We start from the raw sequence: 22,687 nt of genomic DNA on the forward strand, positions 1-22,687 counted from the left end.
GCCGTAAGACAACCTGAGGGAATGCTATGCAGTCAGATATCCTGAATACTGAAGTGACCACCATTGATGGCGTTAACACCACGCTGGAAGGCTACAAAGGCAACGTGCTGCTTATCGTCAACGTGGCATCCAAGTGTGGCCTGACGCCGCAGTACGAGCAGCTGGAGAACATTCAGAAGGCCTGGGAGAAAGACGGTTTCACCGTGCTGGGCTTCCCGTGCAACCAGTTCCTGGGCCAGGAGCCGGGCAGCGAAGAGGAGATTAAAACCTTCTGCAGCACCACCTATGGCGTGACGTTCCCGATGTTCAGCAAAATCGATGTCAACGGTGAAGACCGCCATCCGCTGTATGCGAAGCTGATCGCTGCCGCGCCGAAGGCCGTTGCGCCGGAAGGAAGCGGTTTTTATGAACGCATGGCCAGCAAAGGCCGCGCGCCGCTTTACCCGGACGATATCCTGTGGAATTTTGAAAAATTCCTGATTGGCCGCGACGGCCAGGTCGTTCAGCGTTTTTCGCCGGATATGACCCCTGAAGATCCGATCGTCATGGAATCTATCAAGCTGGCGCTGGCGAAATAATGTCGTTGCTGATGCAGCTCACGGACGTTGCTGAGAAGGGGCGTCTGGAGCCGATAACCGGATCCATCAATGCGGGAGAAATTCTGCATCTTGTCGGGCCAAACGGTGCAGGGAAGAGCACTCTGCTGGCACGGATGGCAGGCATGACCGACGGAGAAGGGCAGATAACGCTGCTGGAGCATACGCTTGCCGACTGGTCACCGGTCTCGCTGGCGCATCGGCGCAGTTACCTCGTGCAGCAGCAGGTGCCGCCTTTTGCGATGCCGGTCTGGCACTATCTGATGCTGCATTTGCACGACAAACAACAGACGGCACTGCTGACGGACGTGGCCGCGGCCCTGGGGCTGGAAGATAAACTGTCCCGGCATGCCAGCCAGCTTTCAGGTGGAGAGTGGCAGCGGGTGCGCCTGGCGGCCGTCATTCTTCAGATCCACCCGGCAGGTAATCCTCACGGGCGAATGCTGCTTCTCGATGAACCCATGAGCGGTCTGGACGTGGCGCAGCAGGCGGCACTGGATACGCTGTTAAGCGCCCTGAGCCGAAAAGGTATCGCCGTGGTGATGAGCAGTCATGACCTCAACCACACCCTGCGTCATGCCCACCGGGTGTGGCTGCTGTCGCAGGGAAAGATGATCGCCAGCGGTGCCCGGGATCGGGTGCTTACGCCGCCCCATCTTGCACGCGCGTACAACATGTCGTTCCGCAGGCTGGATATTGAGGGACATAAGATGCTGATTTCTACCGGGCAGACGTAACCGTTTCTTGCCTCTTAGCACAATTGCACGCTAAATTACGAAAAGAACAAAAAAAGCAGAGGATTCGTCTGAAAATGCGATTCTGGTTTCTCCTGATGGCCGCACTTTTTCTTGCGGGATGCAGTAGCCATCGTGCGCCGCCGCCTAACCCACGGCTTTCAGATTCGATCACCGTCATTGCCAGCCTTAACGATCAGCTGAGCAACTGGCGCGGCACGCCTTATCGCTACGGAGGCATGAGCCGCGGCGGCGTAGATTGCTCCGGCTTCGTGCTGATGACGTTCCGCGACAAGTTTGATTTACAGCTTCCGCGCGAAACGCGCAAACAGGCAGAAATAGGCACTGAAATTGATAAAGACGATCTTCTGCCCGGGGACCTGGTTTTCTTCAAAACCGGCTCGGGTGAAAGCGGTCTTCATGTGGGCATATATGATACAGACAATCAGTTCATTCACGCCTCGACAAGCCGCGGCGTGATGCGCTCTTCTCTTGATAACGTTTACTGGCGTAAAAATTTCTGGCAGGCACGACGTATATAGTCTTTGTCAGACACTTCTCTTATGACGGCATGGTCTCTAATAAATCATGCCGTTTTTTCTCAAATAAGATGCTTAAAGTTAAATTTATCCAAAATTAGCGAATCCTGCATGTGTCTGTTTTATCTAAAACTGGCTATTATTCAGCAACCAGGATAAAATTATTTTAGATTCAGGGATAAATCTGAAAATAAATACGGAACTAATGAAATTAATCTTATTAAAATCAAGACAGTGGAATTGTGTCGGCAATTGCTCCAGGATGTCCTCTCTCATCTTTAATGCGGAGCGAGTGCAATGATTATTACGCTAGATAATGCTTACCAGTCTGAACTGCTGCTTCTGCCTGCCCGTAATAGCGCCGGGGAGCTTAAAGGTTTAGAGGTTCTGGTTAACTTTACTGGCGTCGGTAGCGATGTGCGGATCCCCACTGAGCTCGTTATCCCTCGGCTTTCAGCAGCTGAAGAGTTAGTGCTGTTTAACGAAAAACTGCAATTGCTTGATACCTGTAAACTGTTTTTTATTCAGCATCAGTTAATTGCATGGATCAATATTACACCTGCAATAGTTGAATTTTTATTAAGTGATGGAAACGCTGTTTCAATCCTTGAGCGTTATCCGTTTCTTGAGTTTACTGTTAATGAGAATTATCCAGGTTTAAATAACGGAAAAGACGATCTACAGCTGGCGAGAATGGCAATCCATTTCCCGTTGGTCCTGGCAAACTTTGGCGCAGGCGCCGCATCGCTCAAAGCGGTCTATGATGGATTATTTAAACGGGTTATTCTCGACAAAGGCTTCATTCAGCAGCGTGCCCCGGAGCTCTCTTTTGAGCCCTTTATGCGCGCAATCCTCTGGCAAATCACACCGCACTGCCAGTCAGTGATCGTCTCGGGCATTGACGACCACGGCCTGTTGCAACGCGTGTTGTCCTTCAATTTTGGCGCCATGCAGGGCGCACTCTGGCCAGCCGTCTCTGCGGAGCACGTTACATCGCTGGTTCAGCAGCGATAACCCTTGCTTTCGCCCGTGTTTAAGTCCGGGTAAACCCTCTACACTAAAAGCAGGAGGACTTATGACCCTGTCTTTTACTGCTCACTGGCATGACGAGTTGCCTGGCTTTTACACCGCACTCAAACCAACACCGTTACAAAATTCACGCCTTATCTGGCATAACGATTTGCTGGCAGAAGAGCTGGCCATTCCGCCTGAGCTGTTTCAGCGTTCAGAAGGCGCTGGCGTCTGGGGCGGTGAAACGCTTCTCGCCGGGATGCAACCTCTGGCTCAGGTCTATAGCGGACATCAGTTTGGCGTCTGGGCGGGGCAGCTGGGCGACGGCAGGGGGATCCTGCTCGGCGAACAACAGCTTCCCAACGGGGAGACGGTTGACTGGCACCTGAAAGGCGCGGGTCTTACTCCCTATTCGCGAATGGGCGACGGGCGTGCGGTTCTGCGTTCAACGATTCGTGAATGCCTGGGCTCCGAAGCGATGCATGCCCTGGGGATCCCCACTACCCGAGCGCTGTCGATCGTGACCAGCGATACGCCGGTTGTGCGCGAAACGGTGGAAAAGGGCGCAATGCTGATGCGTATCGCGCAAAGCCATCTGCGCTTCGGCCATTTTGAGCACTTTTACTACCGTCGCGAGCCGGAAAAGGTGCGCCAGCTGGCTGACTTTGCCATTCGTCACCACTGGGCGCATTTGCAGGACGAGGCGGATAAATACGTTATCTGGTTCAGGGATGTGGTTGCCCGAACCGCAGCCCTGATTGCCCGCTGGCAAACGGTGGGCTTTGCCCATGGCGTCATGAATACGGACAACATGTCGATCCTCGGGTTGACCTTTGATTACGGCCCGTTTGGTTTCCTGGACGATTATCAGCCTGGCTATATCTGCAACCACTCCGACTATCAGGGACGTTACAGCTTTGACAATCAGCCAGCGGTTGGCCTGTGGAACCTGCAGCGGCTTGCGCAAACCCTGTCGCCGTTCATCGACGTAGATGCCCTGAATGATGCACTCGACAGCTATCAGGACATATTGCTGCGAGAATACGGCACGCTGATGCGCAATAAGCTGGGACTGATGACGCAGGAGAGGGGCGATAACGACATTCTCAACGGCCTGTTTGCCCTGATGGCGCGCGAGGGCAGCGATTATACCCGTACCTTCCGGATGCTGAGCCAGACGGAGCAGCACAGTGCGGCCTCGCCGCTGCGCGACGAGTTTATTGACAGACAGGCGTTTGACGACTGGTTTGCCACTTACCGCGCGCGTCTGCAGCAGGAGCTGGTGGACGACGCCACTCGCCAGACGCAGATGAACGCGACGAACCCGGCGATGGTGTTGCGCAACTGGCTGGCGCAGCGGGCGATTGAGCAGGCAGAGCAGGGTGAATACGACGAGCTACACCGTCTGCATGTGGCGTTGCGCACGCCGTTTGCAGACCGGGATGATGACTACGTCAGCCGCCCGCCTGACTGGGGCAAGCGGCTGGAGGTCAGCTGCTCAAGCTAGTCTTTTGGCCGGGAGGCGGCTTCGCCTTACCCGGCCTGAACATCACTGCGCGACCCAGCCGCCATCCATATTCCACGCGACGCCGCGAACGTTCACGGCGCCCTCGCTGCACAAAAACAGCGCCAGTTCACCCAGCTGCTCCGGGGTGACAAACTCGCCCGAAGGCTGTTTCTCCGCCAGAAGCTGTTCCCGAGCCTGCTCCGGCGGTACGCCGTCAGCGATGCGCTTATCAATTTGCTGCTGCACCAGCGGGGTCAGCACCCAGCCGGGACAGATGGTATTGGCGGTAATGCCGGTGCGGGCGGTTTCCAGCGCCAGCGATTTCGTAAAGCCCACTACGCCATGCTTGGCGGCCACGTAGGCTGACTTCTCTTTTGACGCGACCAGCCCGTGAACCGAGGCGATATTGATGATGCGCCCCCAGTTTTTCTCGCGCATGGCGGGCAGCGCCAGCCGGCTGGTGTGAAATACCGAGGAGAGATTAATGGCGATAATGTCGTTCCATATCTCCACCGGAAACGCGTCAACCGGGGCGACATGCTGTATCCCTGCGTTGTTGACAAGAATGTCCACGCCGCCAAACTGCGATTCGGCGTAGCGCATCATGGCTTCAATTTGCAGCACGTCACGCAGGTCCGCATCGTGATAGCCCGGCTTTTTGCCCAGTTGCGCAATCTCTTCTCTTGCTGATTCGCTGTCGCCGAAACCGTTGAGGATCAGCTGTGCCCCGGCCTTCGCCAGCACGCGGGCGATCCCAAGTCCAATGCCGCTGGTCGAGCCCGTCACCAGCGCGGTCTTACCGTTCAGATTCATCTTTCTCTCCTTACACAATGCCGGTCAGATAGAACACGGCAATGACAAAAAGCACTGCCAGACTTTTAATGAGGGTGATAGCGAAAATGCCGCCGTAGGCCTGGCGATGGCTCAGGCCGGTAATCGCCAGCAGGGTAATCACCGCGCCGTTATGGGGAAGGGTATCCATCCCGCCGCTCGCCATCGACGCCACGCGGTGCAGCACCTCAAGAGGAATATTGGCGGCGTGGGCGGCGGCGACAAACGAGTCGGACATGGCGGCAAGCGCAATACTCATCCCGCCGGACGCCGAGCCGGTGATGCCCGCAAGCACCGTCACGCTGATGGCTTCATTCAGCAGCGGATTCGGGATGGCCGCCAGCGCTTTGGATAACACCAGGAACCCGGGCAGGGCGGCGATCACCGCGCCGAAACCGTATTCCGAGGCGGTATTCATCGCCGCCAGAATGGCACCGCTCACCGCGGTCCGGCTGCCTTCAGCCAGACGCCCCCGTATATTGCGAAAGCCAAAAATCAGCACCAGCACGATACCGGAGATCAGCGCCGCCTCGACGGCCCAGATGGCGGTGATCTTGCCCACCTCGGTCACAATGGGTTTCGCCAGGCCTGGCAGAGTCAGCTCGTGGGTCGTGCCGTACCAGCCGGGGATCCAGCGGGTAAACAGCAGGTTCAGTATGCCCACTACAAGCAGCGGGGAGATAGCAATCAGCGGGTGTGGAAGGTTAATGTTATCCGGCGTCTCGGGTTCATTTTTCAGATCCGTACCGTAGCCTTCGTTGTTATTGAACGCCTTACGACGCTGACGCTCCAGCCAGAGCAGACCAAAGACGATAATAAACAGAGAGCCGATAAGCCCCAGCCACGGCGCGGCCCAGGCGTTTGTGCCAAAGAAGCTGGTGGGGATGATGTTCTGGATCTGCGGCGTGCCGGGCAGGGCGTCCATGGTAAACGAAAACGCCCCCAGCGCCACGGTGGCCGGGATCAGCCGCTTGGGGATGCCGCTCTGGCGGAACAGTTCCGCGGCGAAAGGGTAAACCGCAAACGCCACCACGAACAGCGATACGCCGCCGTAGGTTAGCAGCGCGCACACCAGGACGATCACCGGAATAGCGTGGCGACGGCCGAGGATCTGAATCGCGGCGGCGACGATGGAGCGTGAGAAACCGGAAAGCTCAATCAGCTTGCCAAACACCGCGCCCAGCAGGAACACCGGGAAGTAGAGCTTGACGAAGCCCACCATCTTTTCCATAAACAGGCCGGTAAACGTCGGGCCGACGGCACCCGGATCGGTCAGCAGCACGGCGCCGAGCGCCGCAATCGGTGCAAACAAAATAACGCTGTATCCGCGATAGGCCGCCAGCATCAGCAGCGCCAGCGCCGCCAGGGCAATTAACACACTCATTACGACTCCTCACTTTAATTATTATTAGGGTATCAACGAGATGCTTAACGCTCGACGGTCAGAGCAATGCCTTGCCCGCCGCCCACGCACAGGGTGACGAGCCCTTTTTTGACGTCACGGCGCTGCATTTCGTACAGCAGCGTCACGAGGATGCGGCAGCCGGAGGCGCCAATCGGATGACCCAGGGCGATAGCGCCGCCGTTAACGTTCACCCTGCGCTCATCCCAGCCGAGCTGCTTGCCCACCGCCAGCGCCTGGGCGGCAAAGGCCTCATTGGCTTCAATGAGGTCCACGTCATCCAGCGTCCAGCCCGCCCGCGACAGAGCCGTCCGGCAGGCGCTGACCGGACCGATGCCCATCACCGACGGGTCAACGCCCGTCACGGCGTAGCTCACGATGCGACCGAGAACTGGCAAACCGCTCTCCCGCGCCTTTTCGCCGCTCATCAGCAGCACCGCGGCGGCACCGTCGTTGAGCGTCGACGCATTTCCGGCCGTCACCGTGCCTTCCGCCTGCAAAAAGGCGGGGCGCAGCTGCGCCAGCTGCTCGGCGGTGGTGCCTGGCCGGGGCTGTTCGTCACGGCGGACGATAAGCGGCGGTTTTTTACCCTGTTTTACCGTTACCGGCGCTATCTCGGCGTCAAACCGACCCGCTTCGAGGGCAAAAGCCGCTTTGTGCTGCGACCGGGCGGCAAAGGCGTCCTGCTGCTCGCGGGAAATGGCATTCTCCCGGGCGACGTTTTCAGCGGTGATCCCCATGTGATAATCGTTGAACGCGTCCCACAGGCCGTCGGTAATCATGCTGTCCTGCAGGCCTGTATGGCCAAAACGCAGCCCTGAACGCGCGCCGTCCAGCAGATAGGGGGCGTTGCTCATGCTCTCCTGACCGCCAGCGATAATCGCTTCCGCGTCGCCGCAGCGGATCGCCTGCGCGGCGAGCTGCACCGCTTTTAATCCCGCGCCGCAGACCAGGTTGACCGTTGTCGCCGGCGTGCTGACGGGTAATCCGGCGGCGATGGCCGTCTGGCGCGCCGGGTTTTGCCCGCATCCCGCCGTCAGCACCTGCCCGAAAATAAGTTCATCTACCTGTTCTTCGTGAAGATCGCTGTTCTCCAGCAGGTGCCGCACCGCGATGGCCCCCAGCTCAACCGCTGAAAGGGACGATAGCGATCCGCGAAAACTGCCTATGGGGGTTCGCGTGGCCCCGACAATCATGACTTCTTTCATCGTGAGTCCTCAGTTGAAGCGCATCTCGCGAACGTCGTCCGCCACAATCATTTTCCCGGCCGTCTTAGCCGCAATTTCGTCGATGCTGACGCCGGGTGCGTATTCCAGCAGGATGAACGCGCCGTCCTCGATCTCCAGCAATGCGAGGTCGGTTAAGACCCGACGGATACAGCCCGCGCCCGTGAGCGGCAGCGTGCAGCGCGGCAGCAGCTTTGATTCACCGCTTTTAGACGCGTGGGTCATCACCACAATGATGTTCTGCGCCCCGGCGACGAGATCCATCGCGCCGCCCATGCCCTTCACCATCTTTCCGGGGATCATCCAAGAGGCGATATTGCCCTCGACGTCCACTTCAAACGCGCCCAGCACGGTCAGGTCGACATGACCGCCGCGGATCATGGCAAACGACTGGGCCGAGTCGAAAATGGCTGCGCCGGTTCGCGCGGTCACGGTCTGTTTACCAGCGTTGATCATGTCGGCGTCAAGGCTCTGCTCGTCAGGAAAAGCCCCCATCCCCAGCAGCCCGTTTTCCGACTGAAGCATCACGTCCATCCCGTCCGGAATGTAGTTCGCCACCAGGGTAGGGATACCGATCCCCAGGTTGACGTAATACCCGTCGCGCAGCTCGCGGGCGACGCGTATGGCCATCTGTTCACGGGTTAACATCGTCAGACTCCTTCCGCGCGCAGGGTGCGCTGTTCAATGCGTTTTTCAAACTGGCCGACAATCAGCCTGTCGACGTAAATGCCCGGGGTATGAATGGCCGACGGGGGCAGCTCACCCGGGGGAACAATCTCTTCCACCTCGACGACCGTTATCCGGCCCGCCGTTGCCATCAGCGGATTAAAATTTTGCGCGGTATGCCGGTAGACAACGTTGCCGTACCAGTCCGCTTTCCAGCCCTTAATCAGCGCGAAATCCCCGGTAATAGCCTCTTCAAGGATGTAGTGCTTCCCCGCAAACTGGCGCACGTCTTTGCCGTCAGCCACGGGCGTGCCGTAGCCGGTGGCCGTGTAAAATGCCGGAATGCCCGCGCCGCCCGCGCGCACCTTTTCCGCCAGCGTGCCCTGAGGCGTGAGTTCAATCTCCAGTTCGCCGCTCAGCACCTGCTGCTCAAACAGGGCGTTCTCGCCGACGTAAGAGGCCACCACTCTGCGAACCTGACGCGTTTCGAGCAGTATCCCGAGACCGAAACCGTCCACGCCGCAGTTGTTTGATACCACCGTCAGATCTTTCACCTGACGGCGTCTGACCTCTGCAATCAGGTTCTCCGGAATACCGCACAGGCCGAAGCCGCCCGCCAGTAAGGTCATCCCGTCCGTCAGCCCATCCAGCGCCTGCGCATAGCTGCCGACGCGCTTATCCAGTCCCGCCATAGTCATCCCTCCCGTTATCCGTGCCGGTATCATTAGGGGCGGCGACTCATTTGTTAATTTTGAATTTGTGACCCACTCATTTGGTTTTTTTATTAATTTCCTGTTAACTAAATTTTTTCAATTAGTTAACAGGATGAAAAATGAGAATGAGTGTCAAACAGTTACGCGCGTTTTTAGCGGTAGCTCACACTCTCAATTTCGCCCACGCCAGCGAACGGCTGAATCTTTCCCAGCCGGCCCTGAGCCTGACGATTAAAGCGCTGGAGGATGCGCTCGGCGGACCGCTGCTGCAGCGGAGCACGCGCAAGGTCGCGTTGACGCAGGAGGGAGAAACGTTTTTGCCGATGGCGCGCCAGCTGCTTGCCGACTGGGATAACGTCGAAGAGGCAATGCACCAGTGCTTTACCCTGCAGCGCGGTAAAATCTCGGTAGCGGCCATGCCGTCGTTTGCCGCAAATGTCCTGCCCGAGGTGCTAAAAGCGTTTCGCGATCGTCATGCCGGGATCAACGTCACCGTGCATGACGTTATCAACGAGCAGGTGATAGAGATGGTGCGGGAGGGGCGAGTCGAGATGGGCATCGCCTTTGAACCGGCACCGACGCACAACCTGCTGTTTACCCCGCTGGGCCTCGACAGGTTTGTTGCCATCGTGCCGAAAGATTCCTCGCTGGCAGGCAAGAAGCGCCTGTCATGGGAAGAGCTGCTGACGCTGGATTTCATCACCCTGCAGCGCCCGTCGGCGGTACGTCTGATGATGGAGGAGGAGCTGGCGCGAAGCGGCAGAAAGCTGGAGGTGGCGCTGGAGAGTCATCAGCTGGTGACGGTCGGGCGAATGGTCGCGAGCGGGCTGGGCGGCAGTGCCGTCCCGGCGCTCTGCGAGGCGCAGATGACGGCGCTGGGCGCGGTCTGTATCCCGCTGGATAACCCGCCGATAGAAAAGTGCATTGGAGCAATCCATCCCGGGCACACGCAGCTCTCTAAAGCGGCGCATGCCCTGCTGGAGACGCTGAAGGATTTTTATCAGCCCGATCAGGGGGCGAGAAACACCTGCGGCGCGGCGTGAGCCGGATGCCTGCCGACGATAACCTGCGCGCCGTACCAGCGCGCCAGCGTATCGGCCTGCAAAACGGTTTCCGGTTCCCCCCGGGAGACGATTTTACCGCCGTGCAGCAGCAGGATGCGATCCGCCCACAGCGCCGCTAAATTGAGGTCGTGCAGCACCGCGCACACGTGCAGATGTCCCCGGCTGGTCAGGGATTTCAGCAGGCGCAGCAGATGCTGCTGGTGATAGAGATCGAGCGCAGACGTCGGTTCATCAAGAAACAGCCAGCCGCGCGGCGCACCGTCGCACCAGAGCTGGGCCAGCGCGCGGGCGAGCTGGATGCGCTGCTGCTCGCCGCCGGATAGGGCGGCAAACTGCCTGCCCGCCAGCGGTAAACAGCCGGTAATAGCCATGACCTCCTCAATCACCGACGCTTCTGGCGCGCGGGTCCAGGGCGCACGCCCCATACCGACGACCGCCTCAACCGGCCAGTCAAATCCGAGCTGCGTGCTCTGGCGCATCACCGCCCGGTAGCGGGAGAGCGTTTCTGGCTGCCAGGCCGCAAGCGGTGTGCCCGCCAGGCTGCACTGTCCGGCTGCCGGTTTAAGATAGCCGGTAAGCAGCCGCAACAGCGTTGATTTCCCTGCGCCGTTGGGGCCAATCAGCGCCACCAGCTCGCCCTGAGATAAGGTCAGCGACACGTCGTTAATCAGCGTGCGTTGTCCGGCGCAAAAAACAAGGTTTTCTGCACAGTAGCGTTCAGCCATGCGCCCCTCCGCGACGAAAGATAAGCCACAGAAACCACGGCGCGCCGAGAAGGCTGGTCAGTAAGCCGACCGGCATTTCCGCCGGAGCGACGAGGCTGCGCGCCAGCGTATCGGCCACCAGCAGGAGCAGCGCGCCGGCCAGCACCGAACCGGGGAGCACCGCCCGGTGGTCGGCTCCCAGCCACATGCGCACCAGGTGCGGCACCACCAGGCCGACGAAGCCGATCACGCCGCTGACCGCAACGGCGGCAGCCACCAGCAGGGCACTGCACAGCAGCAGGATCCGCTGCACGACGGCAACCTCCACGCCGAGGTAGTGCGCCTCTTCGTCGCCCAACTGCAGCAGGTTGAGGGCGCCTGCCAGACGCCAGATCGCCAGCGCGGTGGGGACCATCAGCGACGCGACGGCCAGCAGCGTTGACCACTGCGCCTGGCCGAGGCTGCCCATTCCCCAGAGCGAAAGCTGGCGAAGCTGTGCATCATTGCTGAGCCATGACAGTACGCCGACGGCTGCGCCGCACAGGGCGTTGATGGCAATGCCCACCAGCAGCAGGCGCGACAGGGAAGCGTCACGCTGTCGGCTGAGCAGGAAAATCACGAAGGTGGCGGCCAGCGCGCCGAGAAACGCCGCCAGCATCGGGGCATACAGCATCACCAGGGCAGGCAGCGAGAGCGGAATCACCACCCACAGCGCAACGGCGAGCGCCGCGCCGCTGCTGATGCCGAGCAGCCCCGGGTCCGCCAGCGGATTTCGAAACAGCCCCTGCATCACGCAGCCCGCCAGCGCCAGCGAACCGCCGATCGTCAGCGCCAGCAGCACGCGGGGCAGGCGGATCGTCAGCCAGATCTGACGCAGCGCCTCGTCGGTGCCGTTCCACAGCAGGCTGACCGGCAGGCGTAATGCCCCAACCCCGGTCGCTGCGAGCGTCATGATTGTCAGGATCGCGGCCAGCATCCATAACGATAAGGCTATCCGCCGGGACATCAGGGCAGCTGCTCCGCTTTGGCACGCAGCTGCCGGATGGCTTCCGGCGTTCGCACGCTGAAGCCCAGCAGCGCCATATCATCAATCGCCAGCACCTGCTTATTACGTCCTGCCGGGGTTTGCGCCAGGCCGGGCAGCTTCCACAGATTCGCTTCCCCACCCAGGGCGTTGATCCCGTCCTGCGAAATCACCACCAGATCGGGCCGGCTGGCAATTGTCCCTTCCTGAGACAGCGGCTGATAGCGGGTGAACCCCTGCATCGCGTTCTGCAGCCCCGCCGCACGAATGGCCGCGTCCGCGCCGGTCTGTTGTCCGGCGGCCATGGCGGTCATCCCGCCGTGGTTGAGAATAAACAGTACCCGCTTATCGATCGGTGACGCGGGAAGCGCCGACAGCGCATGACGCAGCGTATTGCGCAGGACTTCCCCCTCGGCCTCGCGGTGCGTCGCTTCAGCGACGATCCGCACCTTTTCGTCAATGACTTTCAGGTCGTTACCGGCGGGAACAACGATTACCCTGACGTGGCTTTGCTCAACCTGCTTTAGCGCCAGAGAGGGCTGCGCCTGGGCGCTGGCCAGCACCAGCGTGGGGCGCATGGATAAGATCCCTTCCGCGTTGAGCTGACGCAGATAGCCCACGTCCGGCAGCGCGTTCGCCGCCTGCGGCCACTGGCTTGTGCTGTCGCGGGCCACCAGAGAAGACGACGCGCCGAGGGCGTAGACAATCTCGGTGACGTCACCACCGAGCGTGACGATTTTCTCCTGCGGCGCAGCAAACACCAGCAGGGGCAGGGCGCTGAGGAGGACTAGCCACCGTTTCATGCGGCCAGCCCTTTCGCCGTCAGGGCGTCTATCTGGCTGCGCCACTGGCTTTGCTCCGGCTCGCCTTCGGTGCGCTGGCCGTACAGCTGGGCGATTTGCGTCCCGTCGGCGGCAAACAGCTCCAGACTGGTGACATGCCCATCTGCGGTTGGTTTGCGCGTGACCCACGTCTCCGCAATGGCGTCTTCAAGCAAATGCAGGGTAAAGGTTGGGTTAAAGACGTTCAGCCAGCCTTTCATCGGCGCCAGCTTTTCCACCGCGCCGGTGAAAATCTGCACGCAGCCGCGGTTGCCGACGAAGACCATGATTTCATTGCCGTCCCGACGCGCCGTCTCCAGCAGCTGCGCCAGCGCGCTGTTCTCTACCCGACAGGCCAGATCGTCCCCCACCAGGCGAAACGCCTGTTGGCGGCTAAGATTGTGGCGCTTCAGCAGGCTGAAGAACTGGTGCACGTCGGTCATGGCGCGCCACTCTTTATCCACGAGAGCCGCGTTTGCGTTTTCTGCGTGAGCCGGGGCATCGGCAACCTTCAGTTCAAGCGGCGGGTTGTCAGCAAAGATAAAGCGGGTCAGCGCGTCGCCCCAGGCGGAAACGTCGGTATTATCCGTGGCGTAGACCTTCAGCAGGGCATCCCCCTGGTGGTCGAAGAACTGAATGCTCTGCCGCTCGCCGCGGGCGGTGGCTTCGCTGATGTGAAACGCGCTTGCCCACTGGTTGAGGAACAGGCGCAGATCCAGCGCGCGCGGGTTCAGCACCAGCCCGGCGTGGCCGTTCAGGTGCTGGTTGGTGAAATTCCCTACCTGTTCGTGAACGGCGTATTCGTTGCGGCAGATACATTTGGTTTCGCCCACCGTCTCCAGCGCGCCCAGGATCTCGCGGATTTCACCGTGCAGTCGCCAGGCGTCGTGTCCCACGCGGGCAAAGGTGAGCTCTGCTTCGCTGATGTTCATTAACCCTGCGACGTCGCGCGCGTACTTACCCGGATTTTCTTTTTTTAGCTCAAGCCAGCGTGTGTAGTGATTCATTGTCTCTTCCTTTCAAAGCAATGCCCCGGTCAGCCCGGAGCGAAGGGATTACCATTGATAACTGACGAAAATCTTCCCATTACGACCATCCTGAGGAATGCCCTGAGGTGACCAGTATTCTTTGTCAAAGGCGTTGCCGAGTACCAGCGTCGTGGTCACGCCTTTGAGTCGCTCCTGGCCCTTATAGCTGACATAGAAGTCGTTAACCGCATAGCCCGGCTGTTTGCTGTAGCTGCTGCTGATATGCGTTGAGCGATCGACAAAGGTGCCAATCCAGCCGACGGAGAACCCGCTTTGCGCCACCGGAATGTCCAGCTTGCTGGTGACGGTATCCGGGTTGATGCTGGAGATGTACTCGCCCGTATCGCTGTCTTTCCCGCGCGTGCGGTTATAGGCCAGGTCCAGGTTGAATAGGTCGGCAGAGTATTTTGCCATCATGTCCCAGCCCCAGATTTTGGCGTTCGGGACGTTATAGGACATGGTGGTTGCCGCCGCAAAATCGACGGTGGTAGAGATATAGTCTTTGGCTTTGGTATCGAAGTAGCTGGCTTTGAACTCCAGCGCATCGTTGGCAAGCATGAGATCGTCAAAGCGCAGGCCAAATCCAAACTCCTGCGTTTCGTTGGTTTCCGGGCGCAGGTTCGGGTTTGGCACCCAGTAGTTGGTATAGAAGCGGCCAATGGAGAAGTGTTTGGCGTCGTTATACATCTCGCCCATAGTCGGCGCGCGGAACGCCTGCGCGTACGAGCCAAACAGCATCAGCCAGTCGGTTGGGCTGACGGTCAATCCGGCGCGGGAGGACCATTTATCGGCATCGACATCGTCGTAGCCATTGCTGCTGCCGCGGTAGTTGTCATAGCGGGTACCGCCAAGAAGAGTGACGGGGAGGTCGCGCAGGGTAATTTCGTCCTGCAGCCAGCCAGAGCTGAAATCAATTTTCGCCTCCGGGAACCCGGTGGTGGCCCCGCCCGGATGCTGCTCCTGACGGTAGTATTCTCCGCCGTAGGTCAGAAGGTGTGCTGCAAAGGTGTCGCTGAACAGACGGGTGCGGTTTTCCACCTTGCCGCCTTTGGTGGTTTGCTTGCGAAACTCGCCGCTGCCGTCGATGTTCTGGGCATTGATGCGCGCTTCGGACCAGTAAACCTTCGCATCGGCATTCAGCCAGTCGTTATCTTCCGGGGCGATGCTGTAGCCCAGCTGCGCGTCGCGCTGAATGGTGGAGCGATCGGTCATCGGGTTACTGCTGTCCGCCCCGATGGTTTGCGGATTTTTTGGCTCCTGGGCATCGTTGTTGTAGTAGCGCAGCGAGCCGCTCAGGGTCTGGGCCGGGTCGATTTTCCAGCTGCCTTTCGCCAGCATGTTATTGATGGACTCGTCATTAGGCGCGCTTGCGCCGTCGCTCTGGCGGATGTCACCGCGATCCCGGCTGGACCATGAGACCAGACCGTCCAGCGTATCGGTGCGGCCATAGGCGCTGGCGCCCATCCCGAGGCTACGATCGCCCGTCGCGCCAGTACCAAACACGCGGTAACCACTGTTTTTACCCGGCTCCAGCAGATCTTTTGCATCAACGGTGTCATACGAAATCACGCCGCCCAGCGCGCCGCTGCCGTACAGCAGGGCCGACGGGCCGCGGACCACTTCGATACGTTTGATGAGCGCGGGATCGAGGAAGGTGCTGTTCAGGTGGCCGGTATCGGTGCCCTGGCGCACGCCGTCAACCAGCACCAGCACGCCGCGACGGTCATATCCGCGCAGGTTCACGTCCTGCCCGTTGGTGCGCCCGGTGCCGTCCAGCGTCAGGCCGGGGACGTTACGCAGCAGGTCGGCAGCAGAGCTGGCGGTTTGCTTCTCCGGCGCGCTGGCGTCAATCACGTTCACCATCATGGGGGCTTCAAAGGCGCTGCGGGCGTTGCCCGTGGCGGTGACGGTAATGTCATCTGTGGCGGCAAACGCGACTCCCGGCAGGGCGCTGACAATCGCCAGCGCCAGAAGTGACGGGCGTAAAGATGCGGAAGGCAGGTGTGGCATAGCAACTCTCCATAAGAAGTGAAAAGCGCTGGCTGCCTGGGTGTCACCTGGGTGGCTGGCGTATTGTTTGTGTTGTTTATTTTGTGAGGATCAGTTTTCCGGCATGGGTCTGGCGCAGCAGATAGCGCTGGCCGTCATGCTCGATAATGACCCGGCCCTCATCGCCGAGGAGGGTTTTGCTGTCAATCCGACGCTCGGAAAGGGCTGGTGCTGTGTCTGTTTTTGCTGGCGTTGCCGCGCTGTTATCCGTACGTGACATAATGTTTATAAATAACAATCAATGTAACAATGATAATCATTATCAATAAACTGCAAATTCACGGCAAGCGTTTTTATGAAAAAAGGGTGAGAGGATCAAATTTGGGGTGAGGTGCGGTCTGATGCCCTCACCCCGACCCTCTCCCACAGGGAGAGGGAGAAGGGTGGGATTTCAGAAGCGCGTATCTACCGCCGACGCCAGCTTCTCCAGCAGCAGTTCGCTGTCTTCCCAGCTCAGGCACGGGTCGGTGATCGACTGACCGTAAACCATCTGCTGCCCGGCAACGATTTTCTGCGTGCCTTCTTTGATAAAGCTCTCAGCCATAATCCCTGCAACGGCGGTCGAGCCGCTGCGGATCTGCTGGCATATCTCATCGCAGACGTCCAGCTGGCGACGATGCTGCTTCTGGCAGTTGCCGTGGCTGAAGTCCACCACCAAGTGTTCCGGCAGGTCGAACTCGGCCAGCGTTTCGCAGGCTGCTGCGATATCTTGCGCATGATAGTTCGGTTTTTTGCCGCCACGCATAATGATATGCCCGTACGGGTTACCGCTGGTCTGGTAGATGGTCATGTGACCGCTCTTGTCCGGCGACAGGAACATGTGGCTGGCACGGGCAGCGCGGATGGCATCAACCGCGATACGGGTGTTGCCATCGGTCCCGTTTTTAAAGCCGACCGGACAGGAGAGGGCGGAGGCCATCTCGCGGTGGATCTGGCTTTCGGTGGTGCGCGCGCCAATCGCGCCCCAGCTGATCAGATCGGCGATAAACTGCCCGGTCACCATATCGAGAAACTCGGTCGCCGTCGGCACGCCCAGCTCGTTGACCTGTAAAAGCAGCTTCCGCGCCAGCTCGATACCGTGGTTAACGCGATAGCTGCCGTTGAGGTCAGGATCGGAAATCAGGCCTTTCCAGCCCACCACGGTGCGCGGTTTTTCAAAGTAGGTGCGCATCACGATCTCAAGGCGATGCTGGTACTTATCCCGCAGTCCCTGGAGTCGTTTTGCATAATCCATCGCGGCATCCAGATCGTGGATGGAGCAAGGCCCAATCACCACCAGAAGACGTTTGTCTTCACCGTTAAGGATTTTTTCAATGCGGCGGCGGGAGGCCGTCACATGTTCCGCGACGGCGGCGGAAACGGGATGCCGCTGGGCCAGTTCAGCCGGCGTGACCAGGCTGTCAATGCGCGCAGTGCGGAGTTCATCGGTTTTATTCATGGAATGTCTCAGAAAATTTTTGCTTCATCGGCAGACTACCGGGAAGTGATGGGCATCACCTTAAACCAATCCCTGCTGATTTCAAGTTCGGGGCGACATCGCCCCGTGGTTGCAGATGATGATACCTGAATCTGAGTTAATGTACTAGCGTATTAGTACATGCGGCGATTAAGCCCCATGATGTCGAGAATTTTGGTGGCAATTTCTTCAACCGAATAGTTGGTGCTGTTCAGCCAAGGGATCTGGTTTTTGCGGTACAGGGCCTCCACTTCTGAGACCTCCATTCGGCACTGGCGCATGGAGGCGTAGCGGCTGTTCTCGCGGCGCTCTTCGCGGATGGCGGCAAGGCGTTCCGGATTAATGGTCAGGCCGAACAGCTTGTGCTGCAGCGGCTTAAGGGCGGCGGGCAGCACCAGGTTATCCATGTCGTCGGCGATAAACGGGTAGTTTGCGGCGCGAATACCGAACTGCATCGCCAGGTAGAGGCTGGTCGGCGTTTTGCCGCAGCGCGACACGCCGAGCAGGATCACCTGCGCCTGGTCGAGATTTCGCAGCGAGATACCGTCGTCGTGGGCAAGGGTGTAGTCGATAGCGGCGATACGCGCGTCGTACTTGGTCAGGTTGCCGGGGTTTAGCCCGTGGGTACGGTGGGCAATCGGGGTCGGGTCGAGCTTAAGCTCGCTCTGCAGCGGCGCCACCAGCGCCTGCACGATATCCTGGCAGAAGCCTTCACTTTGCAGAATGATGGAGCGAATCTCCGGGATCACGATGGAGTAGAACACCAGCGGGCGGACGCCGGTCTGCTGGTAGATGGCGTCGATCTGGTCCTTCACCGCTTTGGCGCGGCTCTCGTTTTCGACAAACGGCAGCGTGATGCTGTTAATCGAGACGGGAAACTGCGACATCACCGCGTGCCCCAGCACCTCGGCGGTGATCGCCGTACCATCAGAAATATAAAAAACATGGCGATCGACAGCACTATCCATTTTACTCACCCTGAATATCAGACCTAATTGTCTGAAAGCATAAATTAAAAAAGTAATTTACACAGCAAAGAACTTATCCTAATTATGAATGAAACGCTGTTTTTGATTTTCCTGAAAAGTGGATTTCATTTTTCAAATAGCGACTTTATTTTTGGGGTTTCTGGCTGAATATAGAGGAATCATCGGGTTAATCGTTGATGGGAAAGTATCCGAAAAGTTGAATTTTTAAATTGCTTACACGATTCACCGTTTTTTTAGCCGAAATAAATATGCCAGTATAAATACGTAGTCAGGTGTTACTTACTCCGATCAAATATCACAAAAGGATTGTTTCGATGTCCAACAATGGCTCGTCACCGCTGGTGCTTTGGTATAACCAACTCGGCATGAATGATGTAGACAGAGTTGGGGGCAAAAATGCCTCCCTGGGTGAAATGATTACAAATCTGTCGGGTATGGGTGTCTCCGTACCGAACGGGTTTGCCACCACCGCCGATGCCTTTAACCTGTTTTTAGACCAGAGCGGTGTAAACCAGCGCATTTACGACCTGCTGGATAAAACGGATATTGATGACGTCACCGAGCTTGCCAAAGCCGGGGCGCAGATCCGCCAGTGGATCATCGACACACCTTTCCAGCCGGAACTGGAAAAAGCCATTCACGACGCGTACAACCAGCTCTCAGCTGACGATGCGCAGGCCTCCTTTGCCGTACGTTCCTCTGCGACCGCAGAAGATATGCCGGACGCCTCGTTTGCCGGGCAGCAGGAAACCTTCCTGAACGTCCAGGGTTACGATGCGGTGCTGGTGGCGGTGAAGCACGTGTTTGCTTCCCTGTTCAACGACCGTGCGATCTCCTATCGCGTGCACCAGGGCTACGACCATCGCGGCGTGGCGCTCTCCGCTGGCGTGCAGCGCATGGTGCGCTCGGACGTGGGCTCATCCGGCGTGATGTTCTCCATTGATACCGAATCCGGCTTCGACCAGGTGGTGTTTATCACCTCCGCGTGGGGTCTGGGTGAGATGGTCGTGCAGGGCGCGGTTAACCCCGACGAATTCTACGTCCACAAGCCTACGCTGGCCGCTGGCCGTCCGGCGGTGGTGCGCCGCACCATGGGCTCGAAAAAAATCCGCATGATCTATGCCCCGACCCAGGAGCATGGCAAGCAGGTTAAAATTGAAGATGTACCGCAGGAGCAGCGCGACCGCTTCTCCCTGACCGACGCCGAAGTGCAGGAGCTGGCGAAGCAGGCGGTGCAGATCGAAAAACACTACGGCCGTCCGATGGACATCGAATGGGCAAAAGACGGTAACACCGGCAAGCTGTTTATCGTGCAGGCGCGTCCGGAAACCGTCCGCTCGCGCGGTCAGGTGATGGAACGTTATACGCTGAACGCGCAGGGTAAAATCGTGGCGGAAGGCCGCGCCATCGGTCACCGCATCGGTGCCGGTCCGGTTAAAGTGATCCACGACATCAGCGAGATGAACCGTATTGAGCCAGGCGACGTGCTGGTAACCGACATGACCGACCCGGACTGGGAACCGATCATGAAGAAAGCGGCGGCTATCGTCACCAACCGCGGCGGTCGTACCTGTCACGCGGCGATCATCGCCCGCGAGCTGGGTATTCCTGCGGTTGTCGGCTGCGGCGACGCCACCGAGCGCATGAAGGACGGGCAGAACGTGACCGTCTCCTGTGCCGAAGGCGATACCGGCTACGTCTACGCCGATATCCTCGACTTCAGCGTGAAGAGCTCAAGCGTGGATACCATGCCGGACCTGCCGCTGAAGATCATGATGAACGTCGGCAACCCGGACCGCGCGTTTGACTTCGCCTGCCTGCCGAACGAAGGCGTTGGCCTGGCACGTCTGGAATTTATCATCAACCGTATGATTGGCGTTCACCCGCGCGCGCTGCTGGAGTTTGACGACCAGGATCCGAAGCTGCAGAACGAAATCCGCGAGATGATGAAAGGCTACGACTCACCAAGAGAGTTCTACGTCGGCCGTCTGACCGAAGGGATCGCGACGCTGGGCGCTGCCTTCTATCCGAAACGCGTGATCGTGCGTCTGTCTGACTTTAAGTCTAACGAGTACGCCAACCTGGTCGGCGGCGAGCGCTACGAGCCGGAAGAAGAGAACCCGATGCTGGGCTTCCGCGGGGCCGGACGCTACGTGTCCGACAGCTTCCGCGACTGCTTCGCGCTGGAGTGTGAGGCGGTGAAACGCGTGCGCAACGACATGGGGCTGACCAACGTCGAAATCATGATCCCGTTCGTGCGTACCGTGGATCAGGCGAAAGCGGTGGTGGACGAGCTGGCGCGTCAGGGTCTGAAGCGCGGCGAGAACGGGCTGAAGATCATCATGATGTGCGAAATCCCGTCCAACGCCCTGCTGGCCGAGCAGTTCCTTGAGCACTTCGACGGCTTCTCTATCGGCTCGAACGACATGACGCAGCTGACGCTGGGTCTGGACCGCGACTCCGGCGTGGTCTCCGAACTGTTCGACGAGCGCAACGAGGCGGTGAAAGCGCTGCTCTCTATGTCCATCCGCGCGGCGAAGAAGCAGGGTAAATACGTTGGGATCTGCGGTCAGGGTCCATCCGACCATGAAGACTTTGCCGCATGGCTGATGGATGAGGGGATCGATAGCCTGTCCCTGAACCCGGACACCGTGGTGCAAACCTGGCTGAGCCTGGCGGAACTGAACAAGTAAAGCCACGCTGACCCGAAAAGGCGAGGATATTATTCCTCGCCTTTTTTATTTCATTTCTTATTTGCTCCCCATCACAAATAAAGTAAAAAACCAAATATCATAATTTGTCTGTCAATTTAGACAATTGTTAGCGCGCAAAGCGTTGCTAATACTTGAGCCTTACTGCGCATTTCCCTACCGATGATGCGCAACTGGTTGAAATACGTTTTAACCTGATAAAAAGGCAAATAACAATGACACTCTCCTCTGTATTGCGTACCAAAGATAAAATAGGTTATGGCTTAGGCGATATGGCCAGCGCGCTGGTCTGGCAAACGGCAACGTTATTTCTCGCTTATTTCTATACCGACGTTTTTGGATTGCCCGCCGCGATTATGGGCACCATGTTTTTAGTGGTGCGCGTGGTCGATGCGTTTGTCGATCCGTGCATTGGCGCACTGGTTGACCGCACCCGGACGCGCCACGGTCGTTTCCGTCCCTGGCTGCTGTGGTTTGCCATTCCGTTCGGGGTGAGCTGCCTGATTACCTTCTATGTTCCGGACGTTGGGCCGACGGGAAAAATCGTTTATGCCTGCGTGACCTACGCGATTTTAAGCCTGATTTACTCCGCGATTAACGTGCCTTACTGCGCCATGCCCGGTGCGCTGACGCTGGATCCGCGCGAGCGTCATTCTCTGCAGTCGTGGCGCTTTGGCCTGTCGTTTATCGGCGGGCTGATCGTGACGGTTATTGCCCTGCCGCTGGTCTCACTGTTAGGCCAGGGCAACGTGCAGAAAGGCTATTTCTATGCCATGAGCCTGATGGGGCTGCTGGGCATTGTGCTGTTCTTCTGCTGTTTCCTGATGACCCGCGAGCGTTATTCTCCGCGCAATGATACCTCCGGCTCCATGCTCACCGATTTAAAACTGCTGGCCGGCAACAGCCAGTGGCGTATTGTGTTCCTGTTTAATATTTTGCTGTTAACGGCGGTGGTGACGCGCGGTTCCGCCACCATGTATTACGTGAACTATGTGCTGCTGCGTCCGGATCTGGTTTTTGCCTTTATTGTTTCCGGCATGGTGGCCTCCTTAAGCGGCGCATTATTATCTGAACGGCTGCTGGGGAAATTTGACCGCGTGCGCGCCTACCAGTGGACCATTATCTCCTTCGTTATCTTCGGCGCGCTGATTTTCTTCCTGCCGCCTTCACAGGTGTGGCTAATCTTTGGCCTTAACATCGTCTTTAGCTTTATTCAAAACCTCACCACGCCGCTGCAGTGGACCATGTTCTCGGATGTGGTCGACTACGAAGAGCACCGCAGCGGCCGTCGTCTGGACGGGCTGGTTTTCTCCACCGCGCTGTTTGCCATCAAGTTTGGCCTGGCGCTGGGCGGGGCGGTCGTCGGCTGGGTGCTTGGCATGGTGGATTACGCCCCCGGCCAGGCAACCCAGGCGCCAGGCGTTCTCTCGACCATCAACGCGCTGTTCACCCTTATCCCGTGCGCGCTGTTCCTCTGCATGGTCGCGCTGCTTGCCATCTACAAGCTCAACAGCCGGCTGGTGGATTCTATCGCCCGGGAGCTGGCCAGCAAGCGTGAAGTCAGACCCGAGGCGGGGCAGCTCAGCCCGGCAACCCCTTCCGCACTACAGGAGTAA

Annotated in this window: 21 protein-coding genes; 8 read left to right on the top strand and 13 right to left on the bottom strand. The window is 58.6% G+C overall.

Annotated features, from left to right (window positions below; all coding sequences use genetic code 11):
* Nucleotides 1–26 precede the first annotated feature (26 nt).
* The 5 genes from F0320_RS08690 (at nt 27) to selO (ending at nt 4,387) form a co-directional block, all read left to right on the top strand.
* A complete protein-coding gene (locus F0320_RS08690) occupies nt 27–578 on the top strand; it encodes a glutathione peroxidase (RefSeq protein ID WP_047061627.1) in 552 nt (183 codons plus the stop codon).
* Complete coding sequence (gene btuD / locus F0320_RS08695; RefSeq protein ID WP_047651962.1) at nt 578–1,333, top strand: vitamin B12 ABC transporter ATP-binding protein BtuD; 756 nt, start codon at nt 578–580, stop codon at nt 1,331–1,333. The genes F0320_RS08690 and btuD overlap by 1 nt, the downstream gene beginning before the upstream one ends.
* Before the next feature lie 74 nt (nt 1,334–1,407).
* Nucleotides 1,408–1,872, top strand: coding sequence for an NlpC/P60 family protein (locus F0320_RS08700; protein ID WP_008500650.1), 465 nt, complete (start codon nt 1,408–1,410; stop codon nt 1,870–1,872).
* Between the two features lie 294 nt (nt 1,873–2,166).
* Nucleotides 2,167–2,883 (top strand): EAL domain-containing protein, encoded by a 717-nt coding sequence (locus F0320_RS08705; protein WP_047651963.1) that lies wholly within the window; start codon nt 2,167–2,169, stop codon nt 2,881–2,883.
* A gap of 61 nt (nt 2,884–2,944) precedes the next feature.
* Nucleotides 2,945–4,387: a protein adenylyltransferase SelO gene (gene selO / locus F0320_RS08710; protein ID WP_126328316.1), complete on the top strand. Its 1,443-nt coding sequence runs from the start codon at nt 2,945–2,947 to the stop codon at nt 4,385–4,387.
* A 42-nt stretch (nt 4,388–4,429) separates the two neighbouring features.
* On the opposite strand, the gene F0320_RS08715 is transcribed toward selO, so the two are convergent.
* Genes F0320_RS08715 through F0320_RS08735 form a run of 5 tightly spaced genes read right to left on the bottom strand, consistent with a single transcriptional unit; the run spans nt 4,430 to nt 9,204 of the window.
* Nucleotides 4,430–5,200, bottom strand: coding sequence for a 3-hydroxybutyrate dehydrogenase (locus F0320_RS08715; protein WP_149323858.1), 771 nt, complete (start codon nt 5,198–5,200; stop codon nt 4,430–4,432).
* A gap of 10 nt (nt 5,201–5,210) precedes the next feature.
* On the bottom strand, nt 5,211–6,602 hold the full coding sequence (locus F0320_RS08720) for a GntP family permease (RefSeq protein WP_039262085.1): 1,392 nt from the start codon (nt 6,600–6,602) through the stop codon (nt 5,211–5,213).
* A 44-nt stretch (nt 6,603–6,646) separates the two neighbouring features.
* Complete coding sequence (locus tag F0320_RS08725) at nt 6,647–7,828, bottom strand: acetyl-CoA C-acetyltransferase (RefSeq protein WP_126328318.1); 1,182 nt, start codon at nt 7,826–7,828, stop codon at nt 6,647–6,649.
* A 9-nt stretch (nt 7,829–7,837) separates the two neighbouring features.
* On the bottom strand, nt 7,838–8,494 hold the full coding sequence (locus F0320_RS08730; protein WP_126328319.1) for a CoA transferase subunit B: 657 nt from the start codon (nt 8,492–8,494) through the stop codon (nt 7,838–7,840).
* 2 nt (nt 8,495–8,496) lie between these two features.
* Nucleotides 8,497–9,204: a CoA transferase subunit A gene (locus F0320_RS08735; RefSeq protein WP_126328320.1), complete on the bottom strand. Its 708-nt coding sequence runs from the start codon at nt 9,202–9,204 to the stop codon at nt 8,497–8,499.
* A gap of 140 nt (nt 9,205–9,344) precedes the next feature.
* Between F0320_RS08735 and F0320_RS08740 the strand changes: the two genes are divergently transcribed.
* Nucleotides 9,345–10,268, top strand: a complete 924-nt coding sequence (locus F0320_RS08740) for a LysR family transcriptional regulator (protein ID WP_185807229.1) — start codon at nt 9,345–9,347, stop codon at nt 10,266–10,268.
* Here F0320_RS08740 and F0320_RS08745 read toward each other — a convergent pair.
* The 8 genes from F0320_RS08745 to ppsR all read right to left on the bottom strand — a co-directional run bounded on the left by F0320_RS08745 (nt 10,235) and on the right by ppsR (nt 18,339).
* Entirely contained in the window at nt 10,235–11,014 is a 780-nt protein-coding gene (locus F0320_RS08745) for a heme ABC transporter ATP-binding protein (protein WP_126328322.1), read from the bottom strand. The two genes, F0320_RS08740 and F0320_RS08745, sit on opposite strands and share 34 nt — an antisense overlap.
* The gene (locus F0320_RS08750; protein ID WP_126328323.1) at nt 11,007–11,999 is read right to left on the bottom strand and encodes a FecCD family ABC transporter permease; all 993 of its coding nucleotides are present in this window, start codon (nt 11,997–11,999) and stop codon (nt 11,007–11,009) included. Before F0320_RS08750 ends, F0320_RS08745 begins: the two co-directional genes overlap by 8 nt.
* On the bottom strand, nt 11,999–12,820 hold the full coding sequence (locus F0320_RS08755) for a heme/hemin ABC transporter substrate-binding protein (protein ID WP_047651977.1): 822 nt from the start codon (nt 12,818–12,820) through the stop codon (nt 11,999–12,001). The genes F0320_RS08750 and F0320_RS08755 overlap by 1 nt, the downstream gene beginning before the upstream one ends.
* The gene (gene chuS, locus F0320_RS08760; protein WP_126328324.1) at nt 12,817–13,845 is read right to left on the bottom strand and encodes a hematinate-forming heme oxygenase ChuS; all 1,029 of its coding nucleotides are present in this window, start codon (nt 13,843–13,845) and stop codon (nt 12,817–12,819) included. The genes F0320_RS08755 and chuS overlap by 4 nt, the downstream gene beginning before the upstream one ends.
* A 48-nt stretch (nt 13,846–13,893) precedes the next feature.
* Complete coding sequence (locus tag F0320_RS08765) at nt 13,894–15,876, bottom strand: TonB-dependent hemoglobin/transferrin/lactoferrin family receptor (protein WP_126328325.1); 1,983 nt, start codon at nt 15,874–15,876, stop codon at nt 13,894–13,896.
* A 76-nt stretch (nt 15,877–15,952) separates the two neighbouring features.
* A complete protein-coding gene (hemP, locus tag F0320_RS08770) occupies nt 15,953–16,135 on the bottom strand; it encodes a hemin uptake protein HemP (RefSeq protein WP_047651981.1) in 183 nt (60 codons plus the stop codon).
* A gap of 171 nt (nt 16,136–16,306) precedes the next feature.
* Nucleotides 16,307–17,353 carry a 3-deoxy-7-phosphoheptulonate synthase AroH gene (gene aroH / locus F0320_RS08775; protein WP_023311314.1) on the bottom strand — a complete coding sequence of 349 codons (1,047 nt, stop codon included), beginning with the start codon at nt 17,351–17,353 and terminating at the stop codon, nt 16,307–16,309.
* 152 nt (nt 17,354–17,505) lie between these two features.
* The gene (gene ppsR / locus F0320_RS08780; RefSeq protein WP_023311315.1) at nt 17,506–18,339 is read right to left on the bottom strand and encodes a posphoenolpyruvate synthetase regulatory kinase/phosphorylase PpsR; all 834 of its coding nucleotides are present in this window, start codon (nt 18,337–18,339) and stop codon (nt 17,506–17,508) included.
* A 335-nt stretch (nt 18,340–18,674) separates the two neighbouring features.
* On the opposite strand from ppsR, the gene ppsA reads away from it, so the two are divergent.
* Nucleotides 18,675–21,053: a phosphoenolpyruvate synthase gene (gene ppsA, locus F0320_RS08785; RefSeq protein WP_149323857.1), complete on the top strand. Its 2,379-nt coding sequence runs from the start codon at nt 18,675–18,677 to the stop codon at nt 21,051–21,053.
* Between the two features lie 233 nt (nt 21,054–21,286).
* A complete protein-coding gene (locus F0320_RS08790) occupies nt 21,287–22,687 on the top strand; it encodes an MFS transporter (RefSeq protein WP_126328327.1) in 1,401 nt (466 codons plus the stop codon).

The sequence above is a fragment of the Enterobacter dykesii genome (genome assembly GCF_008364625.2).
GTDB classification, from domain to species: domain Bacteria; phylum Pseudomonadota; class Gammaproteobacteria; order Enterobacterales; family Enterobacteriaceae; genus Enterobacter; species Enterobacter dykesii.